This is a genomic window from Streptomyces sp. NPDC096310 (assembly GCF_044763125.1).
In the GTDB taxonomy this organism is placed as follows: Bacteria; Actinomycetota; Actinomycetes; order Streptomycetales; family Streptomycetaceae; genus Streptomyces.
Genome location: NZ_JBIWFO010000014.1, coordinates 113,401 through 136,741, shown reverse-complemented (window position 1 = coordinate 136,741; position 23,341 = coordinate 113,401). Strand labels below are relative to the sequence as shown.

General features: G+C 71.5%; 23 protein-coding genes. 10 read left to right on the top strand and 13 right to left on the bottom strand.

The window, feature by feature from the left end; genetic code table 11:
* Positions 1–45: 45 nt before the first annotated feature.
* A complete protein-coding gene (locus tag ACIQ7D_RS24505) occupies positions 46–999 on the bottom strand; it encodes a Rossmann-like and DUF2520 domain-containing protein (RefSeq protein WP_403940841.1) in 954 nt (317 codons plus the stop codon).
* Positions 1,000–1,151: 152 nt separating this feature from the next.
* Between ACIQ7D_RS24505 and ACIQ7D_RS24500 the strand changes: the two genes are divergently transcribed.
* Complete coding sequence (locus ACIQ7D_RS24500; RefSeq protein WP_403940839.1) at positions 1,152–2,411, top strand: threonine aldolase family protein; 1,260 nt, start codon at positions 1,152–1,154, stop codon at positions 2,409–2,411.
* A gap of 19 nt (positions 2,412–2,430) precedes the next feature.
* Here the strand turns inward: ACIQ7D_RS24500 and ACIQ7D_RS24495 are convergent, their stop codons facing one another.
* From ACIQ7D_RS24495 to ACIQ7D_RS24480, 4 genes are all read right to left on the bottom strand, one after another.
* Positions 2,431–2,661, bottom strand: coding sequence for a hypothetical protein (locus ACIQ7D_RS24495; RefSeq protein WP_403940837.1), 231 nt, complete (start codon positions 2,659–2,661; stop codon positions 2,431–2,433).
* 184 nt (positions 2,662–2,845) lie between these two features.
* Positions 2,846–3,448 carry an AAA family ATPase gene (locus ACIQ7D_RS24490; protein ID WP_403940835.1) on the bottom strand — a complete coding sequence of 201 codons (603 nt, stop codon included), beginning with the start codon at positions 3,446–3,448 and terminating at the stop codon, positions 2,846–2,848.
* A 5-nt stretch (positions 3,449–3,453) separates the two neighbouring features.
* Positions 3,454–4,125, bottom strand: coding sequence for a response regulator (locus ACIQ7D_RS24485; protein ID WP_403940833.1), 672 nt, complete (start codon positions 4,123–4,125; stop codon positions 3,454–3,456).
* A gap of 107 nt (positions 4,126–4,232) precedes the next feature.
* Complete coding sequence (locus ACIQ7D_RS24480) at positions 4,233–5,429, bottom strand: sensor histidine kinase (protein ID WP_403940831.1); 1,197 nt, start codon at positions 5,427–5,429, stop codon at positions 4,233–4,235.
* 168 nt (positions 5,430–5,597) lie between these two features.
* On the opposite strand from ACIQ7D_RS24480, the gene ACIQ7D_RS24475 reads away from it, so the two are divergent.
* The gene (locus ACIQ7D_RS24475; RefSeq protein ID WP_403940905.1) at positions 5,598–6,578 is read left to right on the top strand and encodes an SAM-dependent methyltransferase; all 981 of its coding nucleotides are present in this window, start codon (positions 5,598–5,600) and stop codon (positions 6,576–6,578) included.
* A 101-nt stretch (positions 6,579–6,679) separates the two neighbouring features.
* The gene (locus ACIQ7D_RS24470; RefSeq protein ID WP_403940830.1) at positions 6,680–7,831 is read left to right on the top strand and encodes an NADH-quinone oxidoreductase subunit D; all 1,152 of its coding nucleotides are present in this window, start codon (positions 6,680–6,682) and stop codon (positions 7,829–7,831) included.
* 73 nt (positions 7,832–7,904) lie between these two features.
* Here the strand turns inward: ACIQ7D_RS24470 and ACIQ7D_RS24465 are convergent, their stop codons facing one another.
* From ACIQ7D_RS24465 to ACIQ7D_RS24450, 4 genes are all read right to left on the bottom strand, one after another.
* The gene (locus ACIQ7D_RS24465) at positions 7,905–9,098 is read right to left on the bottom strand and encodes a hypothetical protein (protein WP_403940828.1); all 1,194 of its coding nucleotides are present in this window, start codon (positions 9,096–9,098) and stop codon (positions 7,905–7,907) included.
* Positions 9,099–9,273: 175 nt separating this feature from the next.
* Positions 9,274–10,263: an ABC transporter substrate-binding protein gene (locus ACIQ7D_RS24460; RefSeq protein WP_403940826.1), complete on the bottom strand. Its 990-nt coding sequence runs from the start codon at positions 10,261–10,263 to the stop codon at positions 9,274–9,276.
* An 87-nt stretch (positions 10,264–10,350) separates the two neighbouring features.
* Positions 10,351–11,100, bottom strand: a complete 750-nt coding sequence (locus ACIQ7D_RS24455) for an ABC transporter permease (RefSeq protein ID WP_403940824.1) — start codon at positions 11,098–11,100, stop codon at positions 10,351–10,353.
* 2 nt (positions 11,101–11,102) lie between these two features.
* Positions 11,103–11,795, bottom strand: coding sequence for an ABC transporter permease (locus tag ACIQ7D_RS24450; protein WP_403940822.1), 693 nt, complete (start codon positions 11,793–11,795; stop codon positions 11,103–11,105).
* 152 nt (positions 11,796–11,947) lie between these two features.
* Between ACIQ7D_RS24450 and ACIQ7D_RS24445 the strand changes: the two genes are divergently transcribed.
* Positions 11,948–13,135, top strand: coding sequence for an ABC transporter ATP-binding protein (locus ACIQ7D_RS24445; RefSeq protein ID WP_403940821.1), 1,188 nt, complete (start codon positions 11,948–11,950; stop codon positions 13,133–13,135).
* Positions 13,136–13,205: 70 nt separating this feature from the next.
* Here the strand turns inward: ACIQ7D_RS24445 and ACIQ7D_RS24440 are convergent, their stop codons facing one another.
* On the bottom strand, positions 13,206–14,321 hold the full coding sequence (locus tag ACIQ7D_RS24440) for an alpha/beta hydrolase (RefSeq protein WP_403940819.1): 1,116 nt from the start codon (positions 14,319–14,321) through the stop codon (positions 13,206–13,208).
* Positions 14,322–14,679: 358 nt separating this feature from the next.
* On the opposite strand from ACIQ7D_RS24440, the gene ACIQ7D_RS24435 reads away from it, so the two are divergent.
* From ACIQ7D_RS24435 to ACIQ7D_RS24410, 6 genes are all read left to right on the top strand, one after another.
* Positions 14,680–16,566: a phosphatidylglycerol lysyltransferase domain-containing protein gene (locus ACIQ7D_RS24435; RefSeq protein ID WP_403940817.1), complete on the top strand. Its 1,887-nt coding sequence runs from the start codon at positions 14,680–14,682 to the stop codon at positions 16,564–16,566.
* 71 nt (positions 16,567–16,637) lie between these two features.
* The gene (gene folP, locus ACIQ7D_RS24430; RefSeq protein WP_403940815.1) at positions 16,638–17,519 is read left to right on the top strand and encodes a dihydropteroate synthase; all 882 of its coding nucleotides are present in this window, start codon (positions 16,638–16,640) and stop codon (positions 17,517–17,519) included.
* A gap of 8 nt (positions 17,520–17,527) precedes the next feature.
* Positions 17,528–18,016 carry a nuclear transport factor 2 family protein gene (locus ACIQ7D_RS24425; protein ID WP_403940903.1) on the top strand — a complete coding sequence of 163 codons (489 nt, stop codon included), beginning with the start codon at positions 17,528–17,530 and terminating at the stop codon, positions 18,014–18,016.
* A 192-nt stretch (positions 18,017–18,208) separates the two neighbouring features.
* Complete coding sequence (folB, locus tag ACIQ7D_RS24420; protein ID WP_403940813.1) at positions 18,209–18,568, top strand: dihydroneopterin aldolase; 360 nt, start codon at positions 18,209–18,211, stop codon at positions 18,566–18,568.
* Complete coding sequence (folK, locus tag ACIQ7D_RS24415; protein WP_403940811.1) at positions 18,565–19,179, top strand: 2-amino-4-hydroxy-6-hydroxymethyldihydropteridine diphosphokinase; 615 nt, start codon at positions 18,565–18,567, stop codon at positions 19,177–19,179. The genes folB and folK overlap by 4 nt, the downstream gene beginning before the upstream one ends.
* Positions 19,180–19,230: 51 nt before the next feature.
* Positions 19,231–19,728 carry a DUF3180 domain-containing protein gene (locus ACIQ7D_RS24410; RefSeq protein WP_403940810.1) on the top strand — a complete coding sequence of 166 codons (498 nt, stop codon included), beginning with the start codon at positions 19,231–19,233 and terminating at the stop codon, positions 19,726–19,728.
* A gap of 28 nt (positions 19,729–19,756) precedes the next feature.
* On the opposite strand, the gene folE is transcribed toward ACIQ7D_RS24410, so the two are convergent.
* The 3 genes from folE to hpt all read right to left on the bottom strand — a co-directional run bounded on the left by folE (position 19,757) and on the right by hpt (position 23,311).
* Positions 19,757–20,362 (bottom strand): GTP cyclohydrolase I FolE, encoded by a 606-nt coding sequence (gene folE, locus ACIQ7D_RS24405; protein ID WP_403940809.1) that lies wholly within the window; start codon positions 20,360–20,362, stop codon positions 19,757–19,759.
* Between the two features lie 117 nt (positions 20,363–20,479).
* On the bottom strand, positions 20,480–22,507 hold the full coding sequence (gene ftsH, locus ACIQ7D_RS24400) for an ATP-dependent zinc metalloprotease FtsH (protein ID WP_403940807.1): 2,028 nt from the start codon (positions 22,505–22,507) through the stop codon (positions 20,480–20,482).
* 243 nt (positions 22,508–22,750) lie between these two features.
* Positions 22,751–23,311 (bottom strand): hypoxanthine phosphoribosyltransferase, encoded by a 561-nt coding sequence (gene hpt, locus ACIQ7D_RS24395; RefSeq protein WP_329822208.1) that lies wholly within the window; start codon positions 23,309–23,311, stop codon positions 22,751–22,753.
* Between the last annotated feature and the right edge of the window lie 30 nt (positions 23,312–23,341).

Genomic DNA, 23,341 nt, shown 5'->3' with positions numbered 1-23,341 from the left:
CGGTCCGTGCGGTGGGGCCGGTCCGTGCGGTGGGGCTGATCAGGCTCATCGGGTGCCTCCGGCGCCGCCGCCCGTGGCGTTTCCGAGGCTGTCGCCGCCCGCGAGCACGTCGAGCAGGTCCTCCGCCAGCTCCGGCTTGAGCAGCCCGTGCGCCAGCGCCCGGTCCGCCGTCGTACGGGCCATCGCGAGGTAGCCGGCGACGGCACCGGGCGCGTGCGCGCGCAACTCGGCGACATGCGCGGCGACCGTGCCCGCGTCGCCGCGCGCCACAGGTCCGGTCAGGGCGGCGTCGCCGGAGCGCAGCGCGTTGTCCAGGGCCGCGCCGAGCAGCGGTCCGAGCATCCGGTCGGGGGCGGCGACCCCGGCGGCACGGAGCAGTTCCATGGCCTGCGCCACCAGTGTGACCAGGTGGTTCGCGCCCAGAGCGAGCGCCGCGTGGTAGAGCGGGCGGGACTCCTCCGCGATCCACTCGGGCTCGCCGCCCATCTCGATGACCAGCGCTTCCGCGGCCAGCCGCAGCTCCTCGGGCGCGGTGACCCCGAAGGAGCAGCCGGCCAGCCGCTGGACGTCCACTGAGGTGCCGGTGAAGGTCATCGCGGGGTGCAGGGCGAGCGGCAGCGCGCCGGCGCGCAGGGCGGGGTCGAGGACGCGCGTGCCGTACCGCCCCGAGGTGTGCACGAGGAGCTGTCCCGGCCGTACGGCGCCGGTCTCGGCCAGCCCCTCGACCAGGCCGGGCAGGGCGTCGTCGGGGACGGTCAGCAGGACCAGCTCGGCGCGGGCCAGCACCTCGGCGGGGGTGACCAGCGGGATGTCGGGGAGCAGGGCACCCGCTCTCCGTACGGAGGCGTCCGAGACGCCCGAGACGGCGACCGGGCGGTGACCGGCGAGCTGGAGCGACGCCGCGAGCGCCGGTCCGACGCGGCCCGCGCCGACGACACCGACCGTGAGCCGGGCGGGGCGGTCCCGGGGGTCGAAGGACTCTTGAGCTGATGCGTTCACGCGAGGGCCTTCCGTTCCAGTCCGCAGGGGGTACCGGACGATTTCTCGCCATGCTACGCCAGCGTTTCGCACCACCACCCGAGTTGTCCACAGGCTGTGGGCGATATCCACAGCCCTGCCACGACGGGTCCGGGGTGAGCCATCATCGGTCCATGAACGAGACGAGCGGGACGGCCGAGGTGACCGGGGAGACCGGGGAGACCGGGACGACGAGGGAGAGCGGGACGACCGGGACGACCACCGGGCAGGACGAGGCCGTACGGCGGCGGAGGCCGGCCGCGTGGCGGGCGTCCCACCGGGCGCTGGCGCGCCCCGCCATGGATCTGCGGCTGGGGGAGCGGCTGGCGGCCCTGGCGGCGGACGCGGGGGAGGTGCACGGCCCGGACGACCCGGCGGACATGTACGGGGACGGGGTGGTCGCCGAGCTGGAGCGGCGCGTGGCCGGGCTGCTCGGCTTCCCGGCCGCGGCGTTCTTCCCGACGGGCACGATGGCGCAGCAGGTGGCGCTGCGGTGCTGGGCGGGGCGTACGGGCAACCGCACGGTGGCGGTGCATCCGCTGGCGCACCCTGAGGTCCATGAGCGTGACGCGCTGTCGGCGGTGAGCGGGCTGCTCACGGTCCGTCCGACGAGGGAGCCCCGGCCGCCGACCGCGCAGGAGATACGGGACCTGGCGGAGCCCTTCGGCACGCTGATGCTGGAGCTGCCGCTGCGGGACGCGGGCTATGTCCTGCCCTCCTGGGACGAGCTGGTCGCCGTCGTGGAGGCGGCGCGCGAGCGGGACGCGGTGGTGCATGTCGACGGCGCGCGCCTGTGGGAGTGCACCGCGCACTTCGGCCGTCCGCTGGCCGAGATCGCGGGCCTGGCGGACAGCGTGTACGTGTCCTTCTACAAGTCTCTGGAGGGCCTGTCGGGCGCGGCGCTGGTGGGCCCCGAGGAGCTGGTGGAGGAGGCGCGCACCTGGCGCCACCGCTACGGCGGCCAGGTCTTCCAGCAGTTCCCGGCCGCCTTGTCGGCCCTGCTGGGCTTGGAGCGCGAGCTGCCCCGGCTGCCCGCGTACGCGGCGCACGCGCGCATGGTGGCCGCTGAGCTGGCGCGGGGTCTGGCCGCGTCCCCGGTCCCGTGGTTCCGCGTCCACCCCGAGCCGCCGCACACCCACCAGTTCCAGGTGTGGCTGCCGTACGAGCCCGAGGTGCTGAGCGAGGCGGCGGTGCGGCAGGCCGAGGAGACGGGGGTGACGCTGTTCCGTGTCTGGAATCCGGCGCCCGCCGGTCCCCCGGGCCTCGCCTTCACGGAGGTGACCGTGGCGCGGGCGGGTCTGGAGTGGACCGCCCAGGATGTCCGGGCGGCGGTCGAGGACTTCGTACGCCGTGTCCAGGAAGAGCAGGAGCGGCAGTTGGACACGACGGGGTGACCGGCGGCCGGGCGGCCGGTCACGGGGTGGTGCCGCCCGGCGGTGCGCCGCCGCGGAGCACGCGCGGAAGCCGGGCCAGGCGGGTGTACCAGGGGGCGCGCGGGGCGGCCCGGTGCGTACGGCGGTACTCCGGGATCGTGCGTACCGTCTGGCGGTCGTAGCGGTCGTAGCGGCCGGGCGGCGGTGGAGGGGGCTCACCGTGCCGGGCCGCGCGGTAGGTGTCGAGCAGGTGCTGCTGTACGGCGTCCATGCGGCGCGGACGCCATGTGCTGCATCAGCTCGACGTCACCGTGGTGGCCAGACTCGGCAGCGACTTCCTGGAGGGGTTGATGCGCTGAGCCTGCCGGCCGGCAGGCCGGCCGCACCGAGCGGAGCCGCCGCACCGACTGGAGCCTCGCCGCGCGGAGCCGCGCCGGGAAGCCCGCTGTCGCGCGTCAGTCGAAGCGGATGTGGCCGAGACCGACCCGGAGCTGCCGCAGCCGGTGGCGCCGCCGTCCGTACGTGTTCGGCGCGAGCCGCAGCCCGGCGGACGCGGCGACGTGGTCCGCGACCTGCGGGAGCGTCAGCCGGTCGGTGCGCAGATGCTCGGCGAACCGCGGTGCGGCCAGCGCCTCCAGACAGTGGTCCAGCTTCCGGACGGCGAAGCTCTCCCGTTGCAGCCCCCGCCCCCAGCCGCGTTCGGTCAGCCGCCGCAGTACGGTCGCGCGCTCGGCCAGCAGCGCGAAGTGCCGTACGTCGTGGCCCTTCTCGCGCAGCCGGCCGACGATCTCGTCGAAGTAGCCGGGGTCGACCAGGGTCATCGGCGCGATCACCGTGCCCGCGTGTTTCCTGAGGGCCAGATCGAGCATCTCGTACACGCCCTGCCGCCACGCGGGCAGATCCTGGAAGTCGTCGCGCAGCGCGGGCGGCAGCATCCGGTGCAGGCCGAAGCCGACATGCTCCGGGTCGCAGACGACGCTGCCCGGCAGCCGCCGCCGGATCTCGAACGCGGTCTGGGTCTTGCCACCGCCGAACGGGCCGTTGAGCCATAGCAGCACCGGGGTCAGCCCGCCCCGCCGCCCGCCCTGACCAGGCCCGTCTCATACGCGAGCACGACGACCTGGACACGGTCGCGCAGCCCGAGCTTGGTGAGGATCCGGCCCACGTGTGTCTTCACGGTCGCCTCGGACAGCACCAGCCGTCCGGCGATCTCACCGTTCGACAGCCCCTGCGCGACCAGCATCATGACCTCGCGCTCCCGCTCGGTCAGCCGTCCCAACTCCTTGTTCTGCGGCTTGCCGCTGCTGGGCAGCATCGGCGCGAAGCGGTCGAGGAGGCGGCGGGTCGTGGACGGCGCGACGACCGCGTCGCCGCTGTGCACGGCACGGATCGCGTTCAGCAGCTCGCCCGGGGGCACATCCTTCAGCATGAAGCCGCTGGCGCCCGCCTTGAGCCCGGAGAACGCGTACTCGTCGAGGTCGAAGGTGGTCAGGATGAGGACCTTCGGGGCGCCGGGCACCCCGCAGATCCTGCGGGTCGCCTCGACGCCGTCCAGTCTGGGCATCCGTACGTCCATCAGCACGACGTCGACCTCGGTGGAGCGCAGGTTCTCGATCGCCTCCGCGCCGTCCCCGGCCTCCGCGACGACATCCATGTCCGGTTGCGCGGCCAGCACCATACGGAAGCCGGTCCGCAGCAGCATCTGGTCGTCGACGAGCATCACGCGGATCGACATCGGGGTTCCTTGTCCGGTAGGGGCCATCAGTGGTGCGGAGGGTGGTGGGGCGGCGGGGACGGAGGAACGGGGCGCGGGGGCCGGCGAGCTCCGCCCCCGGCGCTGCACTAGGCCGCCTTCAGAGGGAGCAGCGCGCTGATCCGGAAGCCGCCGCCCGGACGCGGGCCCGCGTCCAGCGTGCCGCCGACCATGCCGACCCGCTCCCGCATGCCGATCATCCCGTGGCCGCGCCCGTCCGCGCCGCCGTCCTCGTACAGTTCGTGCGCCGCGCCCCGGCCGTCGTCCTCGACGAGCAGGCCGAGCCCGTCGTCGAAGTAGACGAGCCGGACGCTGGCGCCGACGTCCGGGCCGCCGTGCTTGCGCGAGTTCGTGAGGGCTTCCTGCACGATGCGGTACGCGGTCAGTTCCACCCCGCTGGGCAGCGGCCTCGGGGTGCCCTCGATCTTGAAATCCACGGCCAGGCCCGCCTCCCGTACCTTCTCGATCAGGTCCTCGATCTGACCGACGTCGGGCTGCGGAACGTACTCCCCGCTCTCCTTGGTGTCCCCGGTCCGCAGCACGCCCAGCAGCCTGCGCATCTCAGCGAGCGCCTGCCGCCCGGTGGTCGAGATGGTCTCCAGGGCCTGTTTGGCCTGGTCGGGGGCCGCGTCCAGGACGTAGGCGGCGCCGTCCGCCTGGACCACCATGACCGACACGTTGTGCGCGACGACATCGTGCAGCTCGCGGGCGATCCTGGCGCGCTCGGCGGCGACCGCCACCTTGGCCTGTGCCTCGCGCTCCTTCTCCAGGCGGGTGGCCCGCTCCTCCAACTGCGCGAAGTAGGCACTGCGGGTCCGCATCGAGTCGCCCAGCACCCAGGCCAGCACGAACGGCACGACCAGTACGGCGGTGAAGAAGATCTGGCCCGTGACGCCCGCCTCGTCCACCGGCCAGCGGAGCTGTGACAGCGGCGCCGCGAGCACCCCGCCGACCAGCGCGAACCGGGGGGCCCAGCGCGCCCCGCCGCGCGCGGCGACCGTGTAGATGACGACGAGCATCGCGAAGTCGGCCGGGCTGACGTGCACGTTCAGCGCGAGCTGCGCGACGCCCACGGCCGTCACCAGCAGCAGCATGTACTCGGGCGCGTGCCTCCGCAGCGCCACCGCCACGCACAGCGGAACGGTCAGGACGATGGCGATCAGCCGTGGTTCAACGCCGATGTTCTCCTGGACGGCCCACAACAGCGAGATCCCGAAGAGCAGGACAGCCCAGAAGCTGTCGACGCCCGTCGGGTGTCGTCGGAGAAAGTCGTAGAAGCGCTGCACGTAACCCAGCGTAGGGAAGCGGATAAGCCGGAGGGGTCAACCGGAGGATCGATCCGGTCGGCGGAAGCCTACTCCCCAAGGTGGAGACTTGGCGCCGTGACGGATGACGTGACGGGTGAGACGTGTAAGTCGCGCGAGACGCGAGGCGGCGGGCCCGGTTCCGGGCCGGTGAGCTGGCGTACGGCGGCCGAGGCGGCGCTGTACGGCCCCGGCGGCTTCTATCTGCGGCCCGAGGGCCCCGCGGGCCACTTCCGTACCTCGGTGCACGCCTCCCCGCTCTTCGCCGGGGCCGTCGCCCGGCTGCTGGTGCGGACCGCGCGGCTGCTCGGCCGTGACGAGGTGGCGCTGATCGATGTCGGCGCGGGCCGGGGCGAGCTGCTGACCGGCGTGCTGGCGGCGGTTCCGGCAGGGCTGACGGTGCACCCGTACGCCGTGGAACGCGCCCCGCGCCCGCCGGGGCTCGACCCGCGCGTGGAGTGGTGCGCGGAGCCGCCGGCCGGGACCGTCGGACTGCTCTTCGCGAACGAGTGGCTGGACAATGTGCCGCTCGACATCGCCGAGACCGATCCCGAGGGGGTCGTACGGTACGTCCTCGTACGGCCGGACGGCTCCGAGGAACTGGGCAGGCCCGTCGAGGGCGCCGACGCACGGTGGCTCGCCCGCTGGTGGCCGCCGGCGGGGCCCGGCAGCCGCGCGGAGATCGGCCGCCCGCGCGACGAGGCGTGGGCGGCGGCGGTCGGCACGCTGGAGCGGGGGCTCGCGGTCGCCGTGGACTACGCGCACGTACGGGAAGCCCGGCCGCCGTTCGGCACACTCACCGGTTTCCGGGCGGGCCGGGAGGTGGCCCCCGTACCGGACGGGACCCGCGACCTCACCGCGCATGTGGCGCTGGACGCGTGCGCGGACGCCTGCCCGCTGCCCGGCGCCGAACTGCTGCGCCAGCGTGAGGCGCTGCACCGGCTGGGCGTGCGCGGGGCGCGCCCGCCGCTCACGCTGGCGTCCTCGGACCCGGGGGCGTACGTACGGGCGCTCGCGGCGGCCGGTGAGGCGGCGGAGCTGACGGCGCGCGGCGGCCTCGGGGACTTCGGCTGGCTGACGCAGCCGGCCGGGATCACGCCGGAGGACCTGTGGGAGCCGGGGGACCTCTGACGGTGGAGGATGCCGGAGGACGGCCAAGGACGGCGAAGGCCCGCAAAGGACGGCGAAGGGTGTTCGCGGGCCGTCCGCGCGCCTCTGAGAGACTGTCGCCCATGACGGAGACCACCCGGACGACGGTCGGCATCGGCGGCGCGGCGGAGAGCACCGACATGGTGCTCAACATCGGTCCGCAGCACCCCTCCACCCATGGGGTGCTCCGGCTGCGCCTGGTGCTCGACGGCGAGGTGATCCGGCACGCCGAGCCGGTGATCGGCTATATGCACCGGGGCGCGGAGAAGCTGTTCGAGGCCCGTGACTACCGGCAGATCGTGGTGCTCGCCAACCGCCACGACTGGCTGTCGGCGTTCTCCAACGAGCTGGGTGTGGTGATGGCCGTCGAGCGGATGCTCGGCATGGAGGTCCCCGAGCGGGCCGTCTGGCTCAGAACGCTGCTCGCCGAGCTGAACCGGGTCCTCAACCACCTGATGTTCCTCGGCTCGTACCCCCTCGAACTGGGCGGGATCACCCCGATGTTCCACGCGTTCCGGGAGCGCGAGGAGCTCCAGGCCGTGATGGAGGAGGTCTCCGGCGGCCGGATGCACTACATGTTCAACCGGGTCGGCGGCCTCAAGGAGGATCTGCCCGCGGGGTGGCTGGGCCGGGCCCGGCACGCGATCGCCGAGGTGCGCTCGCGGATGGACGTGTACGACCGGCTGGTCCTCGGCAACGAGATCTTCCGGGGGCGGACGCGCGGCGTCGGGGTGCTGTCGCGGGAGGCGGTGCACGCGTACGGGGTGTCGGGGCCGATCGCCCGCGCCTCCGGGGTCGACTTCGACCTGCGGCGCGACGAGCCCTACCTCGCGTACGGCGAGCTGGCCGATGTGCTCACGGTGGTGACCCGCCAGGACGGCGACTGCCTGGCCCGTTTCGAGTGCCTGCTGGAGCAGACGCACAACGCGCTCGCGCTGGCGGACGCCTGTCTGGACCGGATCGGGGAGCTGCCGCCGGGGCCGGTCAACCAGCGGCTGCCCAAGGTGCTGAAGGCGCCGGAGGGGCACACGTACGCCTGGACGGAGAACCCGCTCGGCATCAACGGCTACTACCTGGTGTCGAAGGGCGAGAAGACGCCGTACCGGCTGAAGCTCCGCTCCGCCTCGTTCAACAACATCCAGGCGCTGACCGAACTGCTGCCCGGGACGCAGGTCGCGGACATGGTGTCGATCCTGGGGTCGCTGTTCTTCGTCGTCGGCGACATCGACAAGTAGACCGGCCGGTGGACCTGTCCGGGGGCGTCCCCGAACAGGCCCACGGTGTGCGTGACGTACGCCCGGTACGGCGTTACGAGCTGATCGCGCCGCGCAGCTCACCGAGGGGAAGCTGCTCGGTCTCGTCGTGCGCGGTCAGGTCGATGACCTGGCCGATCCCCCGCTCCTCGGCCCTGCGCCGCTCGGCGAGCGCCTCCTCGCCCACGACATCGGCGAGGTCCTCGCGCGCCACGCGCGCCAGCCGGTCCAGGGGTACGGGCGCGGCGTCGGCCGGTGCCTGCTCCGTATTCACGGCATCCGCCGCATCCGCCGTAGCGGTCGGGTCCGTCGGGGCCGCCTCGTCCCGTGGGCCCGTGCTGCTCTCCGGGCCGGCCGGTGTCCCGGCGTCCTGGGCGCCGTTCCGGGGCTCAAGGACATGGGCGCACTGGGCGCCGAAGAAGTCGAAGCCGCCCTCGGAGCGGCGTCCGGGACGGCCCGCCGGGGAGTACGGGACGATCGCGGACGCGATCGGCACAGAGGGCGTGGAAGGGGCGGAGGAGGCGGACGACGGGCGGCTGTGCTGCTCCGCGCCGGCGGCCGCCGCCGACGGGCGGCTGTGCTGCTCCGCGCCGGCGGCCGCCGCGTGCTTCCCCTGCGGTTCCTCCGCCTCCGTCGCCCGCTCCGCGAGATCGCGGGCACGGGCGGCCTCGACCGTCCGCTTCACCTGCTGGGCCACTCCGTTGCGCGTCAGCTCGTCCAGGGCGCGCGCCGCTCCGACATAGGCGTCCTTGGCCGGGCCGCCGCTCGCGGCGGTCAGCGCCTTGGGCTCGGCCGCCGCCTCCAGGGCGAGTTGACGCCGCCCCTCCAGCGCGGTCGCCCGCTCGGTCTCCGCCGTGGCGTACCGGCGCAGCAGCGCGGCGTGCTCGCCGCGCAGGCCCGCCAGTTCGATCCGCTTGGAGCGGAGTTTGGCGTCCAGCTTGGCGCGCAGTTCGCGCGACTCCTCGACGTCGGCCTCCAGTTCGGCGATACGCTCCTCGGTCTTCCAGTGGTCGCTCTCCCGGCCGCGGGTCAGCTCGGCGACCCGGCGGCCCGCGTTCCGGTCCCAGCTCCGCATGAAGACGGCGCCGCTGATCGCGGCGGCGGCCGTCGCCGCGATCAGCCCGCGGAGCACCAGGGGATCCGCGAACAGCCAGGAGCCCGCAGCGCAGAGAACCGCGGCTCCGGCGACCGCCGTCGGCGGCAGAAGCTTGTGGAGGGGTGGGGAATGGCGGTGGCGTCCACGTGGCATGGCCTGAAATTTACCGTGCGTGGACGCCGATTGGGGAACCGGTCGGACAATCTTTCCCGGCCTGTTGTCGACTCCGCTCCCCCATCCCTCCCGCCCGTCCGCTGTTTCCTCTACAGAACTCCGTTTTGCCTGCCGCGGCTTACCGTCCGCTTACCGTTCACGCGGCGCTCTTCGGCTACTTCTTGACCAGACCTTTGGACTCCAGATACTCCTTGGCCACGTCCTCGGGCTTGGCGCGCTCGGCGTCGACCTTGAGGTTCAACTGCGCGAGATCCGCGGTCGTCAGGGTGTCCGTCAGCTTGCCGAGGGCATCCGCTATCTCCTGCGAACCGGCGTCCTTGGCATTGACCACCGGCAGTACGTTGTCCGCGTTCTGGAGCTTCTTGTCGTCCTCCAGCACCACGAGTCCGTAACTGTCGAGCGTGCCGTCGGTGGTGGAGCTGAGGGCCATCTGGTCCACGCCGTCCTTGACCGCCTGCTTGGACTGGGGCGTACCGACTCCCTTGGGGTCGATGCCCGCTACATCAATACCGTAGGTCTTCTTGAGACCCGGGGCGCAGAACGGCCGTACCTCGCACTCGTCGCCTGCCGCGATCTTGACTTTGATCTTGGATTTTCCAAGATCGGAAAGTGTCTTGAGGTTGTTCTTGCCGGCGAATTCCTTGCTGACGGCGAAGGCATTCTGGTCGACGGCCTGCCCGGCGGGCAGCACCTTCAGCCCGCGCGGCTCGGCAAGCTTCTTCAGCTCGGCGACCGTGGCGGCGGCGTCGCTGGAGGCGAGGGGCTTCTCCTGCGCCGCCTTGGCCCCGTTGACCTTGGCGTTGAGGAACTCGGTGATCGTCGCGGCGTACTCGGGCACCACGTCGATCTCGCCCTTCTCCAGGGACGGTTCGTACAGCTCACGGTTCTTCACGGTCGTGACGGACGTGGAGTACCCGGCGCCGCCCAGCACCTGGGCGTACAGCTCCGCCAGCACCTTGGACTCCGTGAAGGCCGCGGCGCCGACGACCAGCGAGCCCTTCCCGCCCGATCCGGACGCCGCGCCGGAACCGGAGTCGGCACCGCTCTTGTTCTTCTCCAGGCTGTCGCCGCCGCACGCGGCGAGCGACACGCTCAGCGCCGCCACCGCGAGTACCGCGCCCGCGAAACGCGAGGTCTTGCTCATGATGTCCACTCTCCAAAGAAGCAGAAAAAGCCTGTCGTGATCACACGGGTCGTCGTCACACGGTCGCTCGCTGTCACACGGTCGTCTTCACACGGTCGTCTTCACCCGGTCGTCCGTCGTCGCACGGTCGGTCGTACGGGCGCCGGGCTCCCCGCCGTCGGCAGCCACCGCGGCGAGGGACGGCGCCGGGTCGATCACCCGGTCCAGCGCCACCAGCGCGCCCTCGACGAGCAGCGCCAGCAGCGCGACGAGCAGCGCGCCCGCGACCACCTGCCCGGTGTCGTACGTGTTGAACCCCGCGGTGATGATCCGGCCGAGCCCGCCCTGGCCCACCATCGCCGCGATGGTGGCGGTGGCCACCACCTGGACGGCGGCCGACCGCAGCCCGGTCATGATCATCGGGTAGGCGAGGGGCAGCTCGACCCGGACGAAGACCTGGCGCCCCGACATCCCCATGCCCCGCGCCGCCTCCACCACCGCGGGATCCACCCCGCGCATGCCCACATAGGCGTTGGTGAGCAGGGGCGGCACCGCGAAGAGCACCAGCGCGATGATCGTGGGGACCGAGCCGGAGTTGCGCAGCGGCGAGACCATGAAGAGCGCGAGCACGGCGAAGACGGGGACCGCCCGCCCCACGTTGGAGATGTTGATCGCGAGCGCGCCGCCCCTGCCGATGTGCCCCAGGAAGAGCGCCAGGGGCAGGGCTATCGCGCAGGCGAGCGCCATCGAGACCCCGCTGACGACGATGTGCTCCTCCAGCCGCTGCCACACCCCGCCGTCGCCCGACCAGTTGGAACCCGTCGTCAGCCAGCCCCACGCGTCCCCGAGGAACCCCATGCTCACCCCACCGCCTTCGCCGCGCGCGTACGTATGCGGGTCCAGGGCGTCAGCGCGCGCTGGACCCCGAGCAGCAGCAGGTCGGCCAGGACGGCCAGCAGCACGCACAGCACCGACGCCGTCAGCACCTGCGCCTTGAAGAAGCTCTGCAACGCGTCGTCGATGAGATTGCCGAGCCCGCCACGACCCACGATCGAACCGACCGTCGTCAGCGCGACCGTCGACACCGTGGCGATCCGCAGACCGGCCATGAGCGCGGGCAGCGCGAGCGGCAGCTCGACCTCCCAGAGCAGCCGCCCCGGCCCGTACCCCATCCCGCGGGCGGCCTCCCTGGCCTCTTCCGGCACCGACGCCAGTCCCGCCATGATGTTCCGTACGAGAATGGTCAGCGAATAGAGCACGAGGCCCGTGATCACCAGACCGGCGGAGAGTCCGAAGACCGGCAGCAGCAGCGAGAACATCGCGAGCGAGGGAATCGTGTAGAGCAGGGTCGTCAGGCCCAGTACGGGGGCGGTGAATGCGGGCCTGCTCCGCGCGAGCAGCGCGAGCGGAAATGCGACCAGCAGTCCTATGGCGACCGAGACCGCCGTGATCCACACGTGCTGGACCGTGGCGTCGATCAACTCCTGGCTACGGGAGCGGAGATATTCCCCGCAGATCCAGTCGTTCGCCGCCAGGCATCCTTGCGTACCCATCCACCCCCGCCTCCCCGTCCGGCCGCGCACACACGCGTCGGCCTCCACAACCTCCTACTCCGGCGAGCCTATCCCCGACCTCTGACATTCGCGGAAGCCCGCCACATTCCAGCAACATTGCCTTCACACAACGCGCCGCACAATGGGGAACCATGATCCGATTCGAGCATGTCACCAAGCGGTACCCGGACGGCACCACCGCTGTGGACGACCTCTCCTTCGAGGTCTCCGAGGGCGAACTGGTCACGCTCGTCGGACCTTCCGGCTGTGGCAAGACCACCACCATGAAAATGGTCAACCGCCTCATCGAACCGTCCGAGGGCCGCGTATTCCTCGACGGGGACGACATATCCGCGATCGATCCGGTCAGCCTCCGGCGCCGTATCGGCTATGTCATCCAGCAGGTCGGTCTCTTCCCGCACAAGACGGTCCTGGAGAACACCGCGACCGTCCCGCATCTCCTCGGCTGGCAGCGCGCCAAGGGCCGGGCGCGCGCCGCGGAACTCCTCGATCTGGTCGGACTGGACCCGTCCGTCTACGGCGACCGCTACCCCGAGCAGCTCTCCGGCGGCCAGCGCCAGCGCGTCGGGGTGGCCCGCGCCCTCGCCGCCGACCCGCCCGTCCTGCTGATGGACGAGCCGTTCGGCGCGGTCGACCCGGTCGTGCGCGACCACCTCCAGAGCGAGTTCCTCAGGCTCCAGGCGGCCGTGCGCAAGACTGTGCTCTTCGTCACGCACGACATCGAGGAGGCCGTCAGGCTCGGCGACCGTATCGCCGTCTACGGGCACGGCAGGATCGAGCAGTTCGACGCCCCCACGGCGGTGCTCGGCGCCCCGGCCACCCCGTACGTCGCGGACTTCGTCGGCGCGGACCGCGGCCTGAAGCGGCTCTCCGTCACCCCCATCGAGGAGGGCGACCTCGAACAGCCGCCCGTCGTCCATCTCGACGACCCGCTCCCGCGCGCCGCGGCGAAGCTCACCAAGGAGGGCGCGCGCTGGGCCGTCGTCCTGGACTCCGACGACAATCTGCACGGCTGGCTCTCCGCCGACCGGGCCGCCACGGCGGGCGGGGCCGAGGCGGGGACCGTACGGGAGCACGCGCGCCGGATGGAGGCGTGGCTGCCGGTCGGCGCCTCGCTCAAGCAGGCGTTCGCCACGATGCTCCAGCACGACGCCGGCTGGATAGCGGTCATCGACCGGGAGAAGACCGGCCGGTTCCTCGGGGTCCTCACCCCGGCGCGGCTGCACGAGGCGCTGCGCCGGTCGATCGACGCGGACGCGCAGGCCATCGCCCGTACGGACGTCGAGCTGGAGACCGTCAGCAAGCTCGTCGCGCCCTGAGCGTCCTGAGTTCCCTGAACGCTCCGGTCCGGTCCGTACGGCCGGCGGGTACGGACCGGACCGGGCCGGCTCAGTTCGCGCTGAGCCTGCCCGACATCCACTCCAGCGCCGGCGGGATCTCCCGGCGCCAGGTGTTGAAGTTGTGCGCGCCGCTCTGGAGGATGATCGACGACACCTCCGAGGGCGCCTTGACCTTCTGGATGAACTCCTCGGTGGACTTGAGGTTCCGCTCGCCCTTCCTGGAGCTGGTGACGAGCAGCGACGATTCGCCCTGCCGCCCGTGGTCCAGGCTCCACAGCAGGTCGGCGCGGTTGCGCAGCGTCTGGTCGCCGTGGAAGAGGTCGCCGGTCGTCGGGTCCTCCGCCGCCTTGTAGTACGCGGAGAGCCCGGCGCCCGCCGAGTACCGCTCCGGGTGGTGCATGGCGATCTTCAGCGCGCAGTAGCCGCCGGTGGAGTTGCCGATGATGCCCCAGTTCCGGGGCGCGGTCTTGACGCGGTACGTCTTCGACACGGCCAGCGGCAGGTCCTTGCCGAGGAACGTCTCGGTCTGCGGGCCGCCCGGGACGTCCACGCACTCGGTGTCGCGCGGCGGTGCCACGGTGGGCCGCAGCATCACCAGGATCATCGGCTGCATCTTCCCGCGGCGGGCGAGCTGCCAGGCGGTCGACGGGTAGTTCAGGCCCTTGATCAGATTCTCGGCCACTCCGGGGTAGCCGGTGAGCACCGCGGCGGCCGGGAAGGTCTGCCGCGCGAACTGCGGCTGGAAGTACTCGGGCGGCAGATAGACGTACCCCGTGGAGTCGATCCCTGAGCTCGCTCCCGCGATGGCGACCTTCTGGATCTGCCCGGCCGTCGCGGGCCGGCTTCCCCCGGGGACGGCCGTGCGCTGCGTGTCCATGACCGTCACATGCTTGCCGTCCGCCGCCGCCTGGCCGACCACGGAACCCAGCTCCTGCTCCTGGCCGAAGAGATCGCCCCAGGTGCCGTAGAAGAGAAAGTACTGGTTGGCCACCAGGCCCACCGCGGCGAAGATCGCCACCTGGGTGGCGAAGGTGAGGCCGATCCTGCCGAGCACGGCCCGCGCGGTACGGCGCGAGAGCCGCGGCCAGAGCCAGATGGTCGCGACGAACAGGAGAAGAGCCAGCAGGACGGCCAAGGCCAGGACTTTACGACTGGTGAGACCCATGTCGACCGAGCTTTCTTCCGTGAGATTTTCCCGAATGCAGAGGAACCCGTCCCCCGAAAGCCCCGTCCTAGAGAGCGCAAAATGTCCGGCCCGCGAAGAAGAAGCGGACTCGGGCACTCACTCTCTCGCGGAGCCACGGGAAGCGATGTCTGTGACGCTAGATGGGGATAAATCGGGATCGGTTCCGGAGAGGGCAGGACAGTCCCCCGGAACGCACTCCAACGGGTCACCGCGCACCACCAGGTCACCGCATCCCGCCGAGCCGCCCCGTTCCGGCGGCTCGCCCCGGGACGACCGGTCGGCCCGAACCCGCACGTCACCGCAGACTGACGCACCCGCCCCTCCCGGCCGGTCCGGCATGTCCACCCCGGCCGCCTCGTCCGGCACGCCCGCCCCGCCCGGCAGGCCGGCGCACCGGCCGCCGTCCGCGGCGCGCCGTCTGCTCCGTGGTCCGCGCCCCGAGTCGGTCCCCTCGCTCGTAGGTACGGCCTGCGCCCTCATCGGTCTCGTCGACATCGCCGCGGGCGTCTTCCCGCGCTTCCGCCACAGCCGTATGCACTCCTTCGCCGAGGTGCTGCCCGGGGCTCTCGGCCCCTTCGCCGCCGCGCTCTCGCTGAGCACCGGCGTACTCCTGCTGCTGCTCGCGCACGGGCTCAAACGGCGCAAGCGCCGGGCGTGGCGGGCCGCGGTGTTCCTGCTGCCGGCCGGCACCGTGGCGCAGTTCGCCTACCGGCACTCGGTCATCGGCGCCCTGCTCTCGCTGGGCCTGCTCGCCCTGCTCGTACACCACCGCGGGGAGTTCGCGGCTCTGCCCGACCCGCGCAGCCGCTGGCGGGCGCTGGCGAACTTCGTCCTCATGGGGGCGGGCTCCATCGGACTCGGCCTGGTCATCGTCAGCGTCCACCCGCACCGGACCATCGGTAACCCCAGCCTGTCCGAACGGCTCGAACATGTGCTGTACGGCCTGTTCGGCTTCGACGGTCCCATCGACTACAAGGGGATCGTCAGCGGCACCGTCGGCTACTCCCTCGGCTCGCTCGGTCTGCTCACCGTGCTCACCACCATCTACCTCGCCTTCCGCCCAGAACACCCGGTCGCGCGGCTCACCGAGGACGACGAGCGGCGGCTGCGCGCCCTACTCGACCGGCACGGCGGCCGCGACTCGCTGGGCCACTTCGCGCTCCGCCGCGACAAGGGCGTGGTCTTCTCCCCCAGCGGCAAGGCGGCCATCTGCTACCGCGTCGTCTCCGGAGTGATGCTCGCCAGCGGCGACCCCATCGGCGACGTGGAGGCATGGCCCGGCGCCATCGAACGCTTCATGGACGAGGCGAAGGCCCACTCCTGGACCCCCGCCGTGATGGGGTGCAGCGAGACCGGCGGCGAGGTCTGGACCCGCGAGACCGGGCTCGACGCGCTGGAGCTGGGCGACGAAGCGGTGGTGGACGTGCCGGATTTCTCCTTGCGCGGCCGCGCGATGCGCAACGTACGCCAGATGGTGACGCGCATCGAGCGAGCCGGCTACGAAACCCGCGTACGGCGCGTCCGTGACCTCTCCGAGGGCGAGCTGGCCCGGATCCGCGACGCCGCCGACGACTGGCGCGGTACGGACACGGAACGTGGCTTCTCCATGGCGCTCGGCCGGATCGGCGACCCCGCCGACGGCGACTCCGTCATCGCCACCGCGCACAAGCCGGGCGAAAACGGGCCTGGAGCCCCGGGCACGCCGGGCCCGTACGGCGATCTCAAGGCCGTCCTGCACTTCGTCCCGTGGGGGACGGACGGGATGTCCCTGGACCTGATGCGCCGCGACCGCACCGCCGACCCGGGCATGAACGAACTGCTGATCGTCGCCGCGCTGCACGCCGCGCCCGCGCTCGGGGTGGCGCGGGTCTCGCTCAACTTCGCGATGTTCCGCTCGGCGCTCGCCCGCGGCGAGCGGCTGGGCGCGGGGCCCGTGCTGCGCGGCTGGCGCGGTCTGCTGGTCTTCCTCTCGCGCTGGTTCCAGATCGAGTCGCTGTACCGCTTCAACGCCAAGTTCCGGCCCCGCTGGGAGCCGCGTTACGTGGTCTTCCGCTCCACCGGTGACCTGCCGCGGATCGGCTTCGCCGCGATGCAGGCGGAGGGCTTCGTCACCCTGTCGCTCCCGCGCCCCCTGCGTCGCCCCCGCCGCACCCGCCCCGGCGGGCCCCACGACCGCACCGCCCCCGCCGCCGCCCAGCCCGACCCCGGGGTCCGTACGGCGTAGGGGCCTCCCCACGACGGCGCGGGGCTTCCCCACCAGGCCTGCGGAACAGCGGAACACCTAGGGTGGGGCATATGAGTACGTTGCGCGGGCGGGGCACGGTGCGGGGGCTGCCGGGGTGGGACCGGTGTGCGGTGATGGGGGTCGTCAACGTGACGCCCGACTCCTTCTCCGACGGCGGTCGCTGGTTCGACACCACCGCCGCCGTCAAGCGCGGCCTGGACCTCGTCGGCGCGGGCGCCGACCTGGTCGACGTCGGCGGCGAGTCGACCCGGCCCGGCGCGACCCGGGTCGACGAGGACGAGGAGCTGCGGCGCGTCGTCCCGGTCGTACGCGGCCTGGCCGCCGAAGGCGTCACCGTCTCCGTCGACACCATGCGCGCCCGCGTCGCCGAGCAGGCCGTCGCCGCCGGCGCGGCTCTGGTCAACGATGTCAGCGGCGGACTCGCCGACCCGGCGATGGTGCCCGCCGTGGCCGCCGCGGGGGTGCCGTTCGTCGTGATGCACTGGCGCGGTTTCAGCCAGGGCATGAACAGCCGCGCGGTCTACACGGATGTCGTCGCCGAAGTCGTCGCGGAGCTGCGCGCCCGGATGGACGCCGTGATCGCCGGCGGTATCGCCCCCGAACTCCTCGTCGTCGACCCCGGCCTCGGCTTCGCGAAGCAGGCCGAGCACGATCTCGCCCTCCTCGCCCACCTCCCCGAGCTGCGCTCGCTGGGCCGGCCGCTGCTCGTCGCCGCGTCCCGCAAGCGGTTCCTCGGTCATGTCCTCGCGGGCGGCGAGAGCTCCCCGCCGCCCGCCCGCGAGCGCGACGCGGCCACCGCGGCGGTCTCCGCGATCGCCGCCCACCAGGGCGCCTGGGCGGTCCGGGTCCACGAGGTACGGGCGACGGCCGACGCGGTACGGGTGGCACGCGCCGTCGAAGGCGCCCGCGGCCCGGCCGGGGGAGCCCGGTGACCGCCCGGATGGAGAGCGGCGCGCCGGACGACAGCGGGCTGACGGAGCGCGAGCGCGTCGAGCGGGCCAACACCACGTTCTACGAGGCGATGGAGCGCGGCGATCTGGAGGCCATGTCGGGGCTCTGGCTGGACGGCGAGGACTCGGGCGTCTCCTGCGTCCACCCGGGCTGGCCGGTGCTGAGCGGACGCGGCGAGGTGCTGCGCTCGTACGCCCTGATCATGGCGCACACCGAGTACATCCAGTTCTTCCTGACCGACGTCGCGGTCTCCGTCAGCGCCGACACCGCCCTGGTGACCTGCACCGAGAACATCCTCAGCGGCGGCCCCGCCGAGTCGGGCGGCGAGCTGGGACCGCTGGTCGGGCAGCTCGTCGTCGCGACGAACGTGTTCCGGCGCACACCGGAGGGGTGGAAGCTCTGGTCGCACCACGGCTCCCCCGTACTGACCGAAAACGGCGAGGAGGACGCGGAAGCGGACGACGTGCCGCCCACGTGAGTGGGTAATCGGTCGGTATGGATTGGCAGCGGGAACCGGCGGGTAGGGGCGGCTACCAGTCGCGCGGCGCTCCCGCCCGTAACCCCGCGGGACAGCACTGTCGGTGCTCACGGGTAGATTCAAATGTGGGCACCGAGCCGCCCCCGCTCGCGACCGTGTGCCCCGACGACAAACGAAGCAGGAGTGATTCGCGTGGATCGTGTCGCGCTGCGCGGCCTCAAGGCCCGTGGGCACCATGGCGTCTTCCCCCGGGAGCGCGAGGAGGGCCAGACCTTCATCGTGGACCTGGTGCTCGGCCTCGACACCCGCCCCGCGGCGGCCGGCGACGACCTGGCGAAGACCGTCCATTACGGCATCGTGGCGGAGGAGGTCGTGGAGGTCGTCCAGGGAGAGCCCGTCAATCTGATCGAGACACTGGCGGAGCGCATCGCCCGGATCTGCCTGAAACACGACGGCGTCCAGGAGGTCGAGGTCGTCGTGCACAAACCGGACGCCCCGATCACCGTGCCCTTTGACGATGTGACCATCACCATCACCCGGAGCCGAGTATGAGTCTGTCTTCATCGAACGGGCCGCAGAGCGACCCCACGGTCCAGCCGGTGCCCGCCTCCGTGGTCGCCCAGGTGGACGCCGCGGACAGTACGCTGTCCAACCCGCAGCGGGCCGTGGTTGCCCTCGGCTCCAACCTCGGGAACCGGCTGGAGACGATCCAGGGCGCGATCGACGCCCTGGAGGACACCCCGGGCGTCCGGGTCAAAGCGGTCTCCCCGGTGTACGAGACGGAGCCCTGGGGCGTCGACCCCGGCACGCAGCCGTCGTACTTCAACGCGGTGGTGGTCATCAAGACGACGCTGCCGCCGTCCTCGCTGCTGGAGCGCGGCCAGGCCATCGAGGAAGCCTTCGACCGGGTCCGTGACGAGCGCTGGGGGCCGCGCACGATCGACGTGGACATCCTGGCGTACGCGGACATCGTCTCGGACGACCCGCGGCTCACCCTCCCGCACCCCCGCGCCCACCAGCGCGCCTTCGTCCTCGCGCCGTGGCACGACGTGGACCCGGAGGCGCGGGTCCCTGGCCACGGCCCGGTGGCGGAGCTGCTGACGGACATCGGCCAGGATGGTGTACAGCCCCGGTCCGACCTGGAACTGCGCCTGCCCGAATAGTCGTTAGGCTCTGCGGATCGGTACGGCGAGGTGTGAAGGGCGGCTTACTCGGTGAAGCAGTTGCGGATCGGCGTCCTCGCCGGCCTGTTCGTGGTGGCCGGCGTGCTCTCCTGGGCCGCCGCCCGCCTCTGGGACGCGTTCGGGACCCTGCCGAGCGTCCCGCTCGCGGCGCCCATCGTGCTCGCCGCGATCGCCGCGGTACTCGCCGCGACGGCCCTGTCGCTGCGCTCCCGCCTCAAGGCCCAGCGGGAGCGGCGCCCCGGCGCGCAGGGCGTGGACCCGCTGATGGCGGCGCGCGCCGTGGTCTTCGGCCAGGCGAGCGCCCTGGTCGCGGCCCTGGTCTCCGGCATGTACGGCGGTACGGGCGTCTTCCTGCTCGGCTCCCTCGACATCCCCGCCCGCCGTGACCAGGCCATCTACGCGGGCTTCTCGGTGCTGGCGGGCATCGCGGTGATCGTCGCGGCGTTCTTCCTGGAGCGCGTCTGCAAGCTCCCCGAGGACGGCAACGACAACAAGAACGGCGCGGCCCCGGCCGGCCCCGCCGCCTGAACCCCGGCCACCGGCCCCGTCCCGGCGCTCAGCGGGCCAGGATCAGGCTCATCGCCTCCGCGCGGGTGGCCGGATCGCGGAGCTGGCCGCGTACGGCCGAGGTGATGGTCTTCGCCCCGGGCTTGCGCACCCCCCGCATCGACATGCACATGTGCTCGCACTCGATGACCACGATCACCCCGCGCGGCTCCAGGATCTCCATCACGGACTCGGCGATCTGCGTCGTCAGCCGCTCCTGGACCTGCGGCCTGCGGGCGTAGACGTCCACGAGGCGAGCCAGCTTCGACAGCCCGGTGATCTTGCCGTCCGTGGAGGGGATGTAGCCGACGTGCGCGACCCCGACGAACGGGACGAGATGGTGTTCACAGGTCGAGGTCACTTCGATGTCCTTCACCATGACCATTTCGTCATGGCCCAGGTCGAACGTCGTGGTCAGCACGTCTTCCGGGTTCTGCCACAGCCCGGCGAATATCTCCTTGTACGCGCGCGCCACCCGGCCCGGGGTCGCCCGCAGCCCCTCGCGGTCCGGGTCCTCCCCGACCGCGATCAGCAGTTCGCGCACGGCATTCTCGGCCCGCTTCTCGTCGAATTCGCGGACGGGACTCTGCCCGTCCAGCGTCACCGGGTCGGTCATGTGTGCCTCGTTCCTGTGCCGTTCTCGTGTGCGGACATACGGATGCCGCGCCCCCCAGGCTAAAACCTGGGCGACGCGGCATCCATTCCGGGCCCTTCGAGGGGACCCGGCCCGCTGTCAGCTCTCCGGACGGTCCTCGGGAAGCGCCTCGGTGGGCGTCTCGCCGGAGGTCACGGAGGGGAGCCCGCCGTTGACGCCCGCGGCGCCGTTGGTCAGCGCCAGCTCCTTGGGCGAGAGCACCGGCGGACGCGTCGACGGAGTACGACGCGACGAGCCGGTCCACGCCGGACGGGACGGGCGCTTCACGATGGTCGAGAAGATCTCCGCGATCTGCTCCTTGTTGAGCGTCTCCTTCTCCAGGAGCGCCAGGACCAGATTGTCGAGTACGTCACGATTCTCGACCAGGATCTCCCAGGCCTCGTTGTGCGCGGTCTCGATGAGCTTCTTGACCTCTTCGTCGACCAGCGCCGCGACCTCTTCCGAGTAGTCGCGCTGATGCGCCATCTCCCGGCCGAGGAACGGTTCGGTGTTGTCGCCGCCGAACTTGATCGCGCCGAGCCGCTCGGTCATGCCGTACTGCGTGACCATCGCCCGCGCTGTGGCCGTGGCCTTCTCGATGTCGTTGGCCGCGCCGGTGGTCGGGTCGTGGAAGACCAGCTCCTCCGCCGCGCGTCCGCCCATCATGTAGGCGAGCTGGTCGAGCATCTCGTTGCGCGTGGTCGAGTACTTGTCCTCGTCGGGCAGGACCATGGTGTAGCCCAGGGCCCGGCCGCGGGACAGGATCGTGATCTTGTGCACCGGGTCGGAGTTCGGAGACGCCGCGGCGACCAGGGCGTGACCGCCCTCGTGGTACGCGGTGATCTTCTTTTCCTTCTCGGACATGATCCGGGTCCGCTTCTGCGGGCCCGCCACGACGCGGTCGATCGCCTCGTCCAGGGCGTGGTTGTCGACGAGCTTCCCGTCACCGCGCGCCGTCAGGAGCGCGGCCTCGTTCAGCACGTTCGCCAGGTCGGCGCCGGTGAAGCCGGGCGTACGACGGGCGACGGCGCCCAGATCGACGTCCGGGGCGACCGGCTTGCCCTTCTGGTGGACCTTGAGGATCTCCAGACGGCCCTGCATGTCCGGGCGGTCGACAGCGATCTGCCGGTCGAACCGGCCCGGGCGCAGCAGCGCCGGGTCGAGGATGTCCGGCCGGTTGGTGGCGGCGATCAGGATGACGCCGCCCTTCACGTCGAAGCCGTCCATCTCCACCAGGAGCTGGTTCAGCGTCTGCTCGCGCTCGTCGTGCCCGCCGCCGAGGCCCGCGCCGCGGTGCCGGCCGACGGCGTCGATCTCGTCGACGAAGACGATCGCCGGGGCGTTCGCCTTGGCCTGCTCGAAGAGGTCGCGCACCCGGGAGGCACCGACACCGACGAACATCTCGACGAAGTCGGAGCCCGAGATCGAGTAGAACGGCACCCCGGCCTCGCCCGCGACGGCACGCGCCAGCAGCGTCTTGCCCGTACCGGGCGGGCCGTAGAGCAGCACGCCCTTCGGGATCTTGGCGCCGACGGCCTGGAACTTCGCGGGCTCCTGGAGGAATTCCTTGATCTCGTGGAGTTCCTCGACCGCCTCGTCCGACCCGGCCACATCGGCGAAGGTCGTCTTCGGGGTGTCCTTGGTGATCAGCTTGGCCTTGGACTTCCCGAACTGCATGACGCGGGATCCGCCGCCCTGCATCTGATTCATCAGGAACAGGAAGACCACGACGATCAGCACGAAGGGCAGCAGCGAGAACAGCACCGAGAGGAACGGGCTCTGCTTCGAAGGCGAGACCGTATAGCCCTTGGTGATGTCACCGTTCTGGAACTTCGTTTGGAGCGTTGCGGCCAGCGAGGATCCCTGAGTGCCGATGTAGCTGGCCTGGATCTTGTCGCTGCCCTTGACCTTCAGGCCGTCCTTGAGGTCGACCTTGATGATCTGGTCGTCGCCGGTGGTCAGTTTGACCTGCTCGGCCTGGTTCTTGTCGATCGCCTGGACGACCTCACCGGTGTCCACCGTCTTGTAGCCGCCCGACGAGCCGACGACCTGCATCAACACGACCACGGCGAGGACGGCCAGCACGATCCACATGACCGGCCCACGGAAGTATCGCTTCACGTCCATCCATACGGAGCGAAGTCGCCCCGTCCCTCCTGCCCGTAGGTAAATGCTGCTGTGAGAAAAGACTGTTCCTGGGAAGGTACCCCAGCATCATGGCCCGCGACCGCACGGGACGGCTGACGAACCCGTCTTCCCCTGCTCCAACGGCGCGCGCCGGGCTGAGGTTCCCGGCGGCGGTCGCCACGCCCCGGCCCAGGTCCCCGGCCGGGAGGTCGCGCGGACAGGCGGGGCCGGGTCGCGGAGCCTCTAACCGCCGTAGACATGCGGCGCGAGGGTACCGACGAATGGAATGTTGCGGTACTTCTCCGCGTAATCCAGCCCGTATCCGACGACGAACTCGTTGGGAATGTCGAAGCCGATCCACTTGACGTCGATCGCGACCTTTGCGGCATCCGGCTTACGGAGCAGGGTGCAGACCTCCAGCGAGGCCGGCTCCCGCGAACCGAGGTTGGACAGCAGCCAGGACAGGGTCAGCCCCGAGTCGATGATGTCCTCGACGATCAGGACGTGCTTGCCCTTGATGTCCGTGTCCAGGTCCTTGAGGATCCGGACCACGCCCGAGGACTGGGTGCCCGCCCCGTACGAGGAGACGGCCATCCAGTCCATCGTCACCGGGGTGGACAGGGCGCGCGCCAGGTCCGCCATGACCATCACGGCGCCCTTGAGGACACCGACGAGAAGCAGATCCTTGCCTGCGTATTCCGCGTCGATCTTCGCGGCCAGTTCGGCCAGCTTCGCGTCGATCTCTTCCTTGGTGATGAGCACCGACTGGAGGTCGTTGCCCAGGTCCTTGTCGTCCACCCGCATCACTTTCGTTGTCGGCCAGCGGTCCGGGGC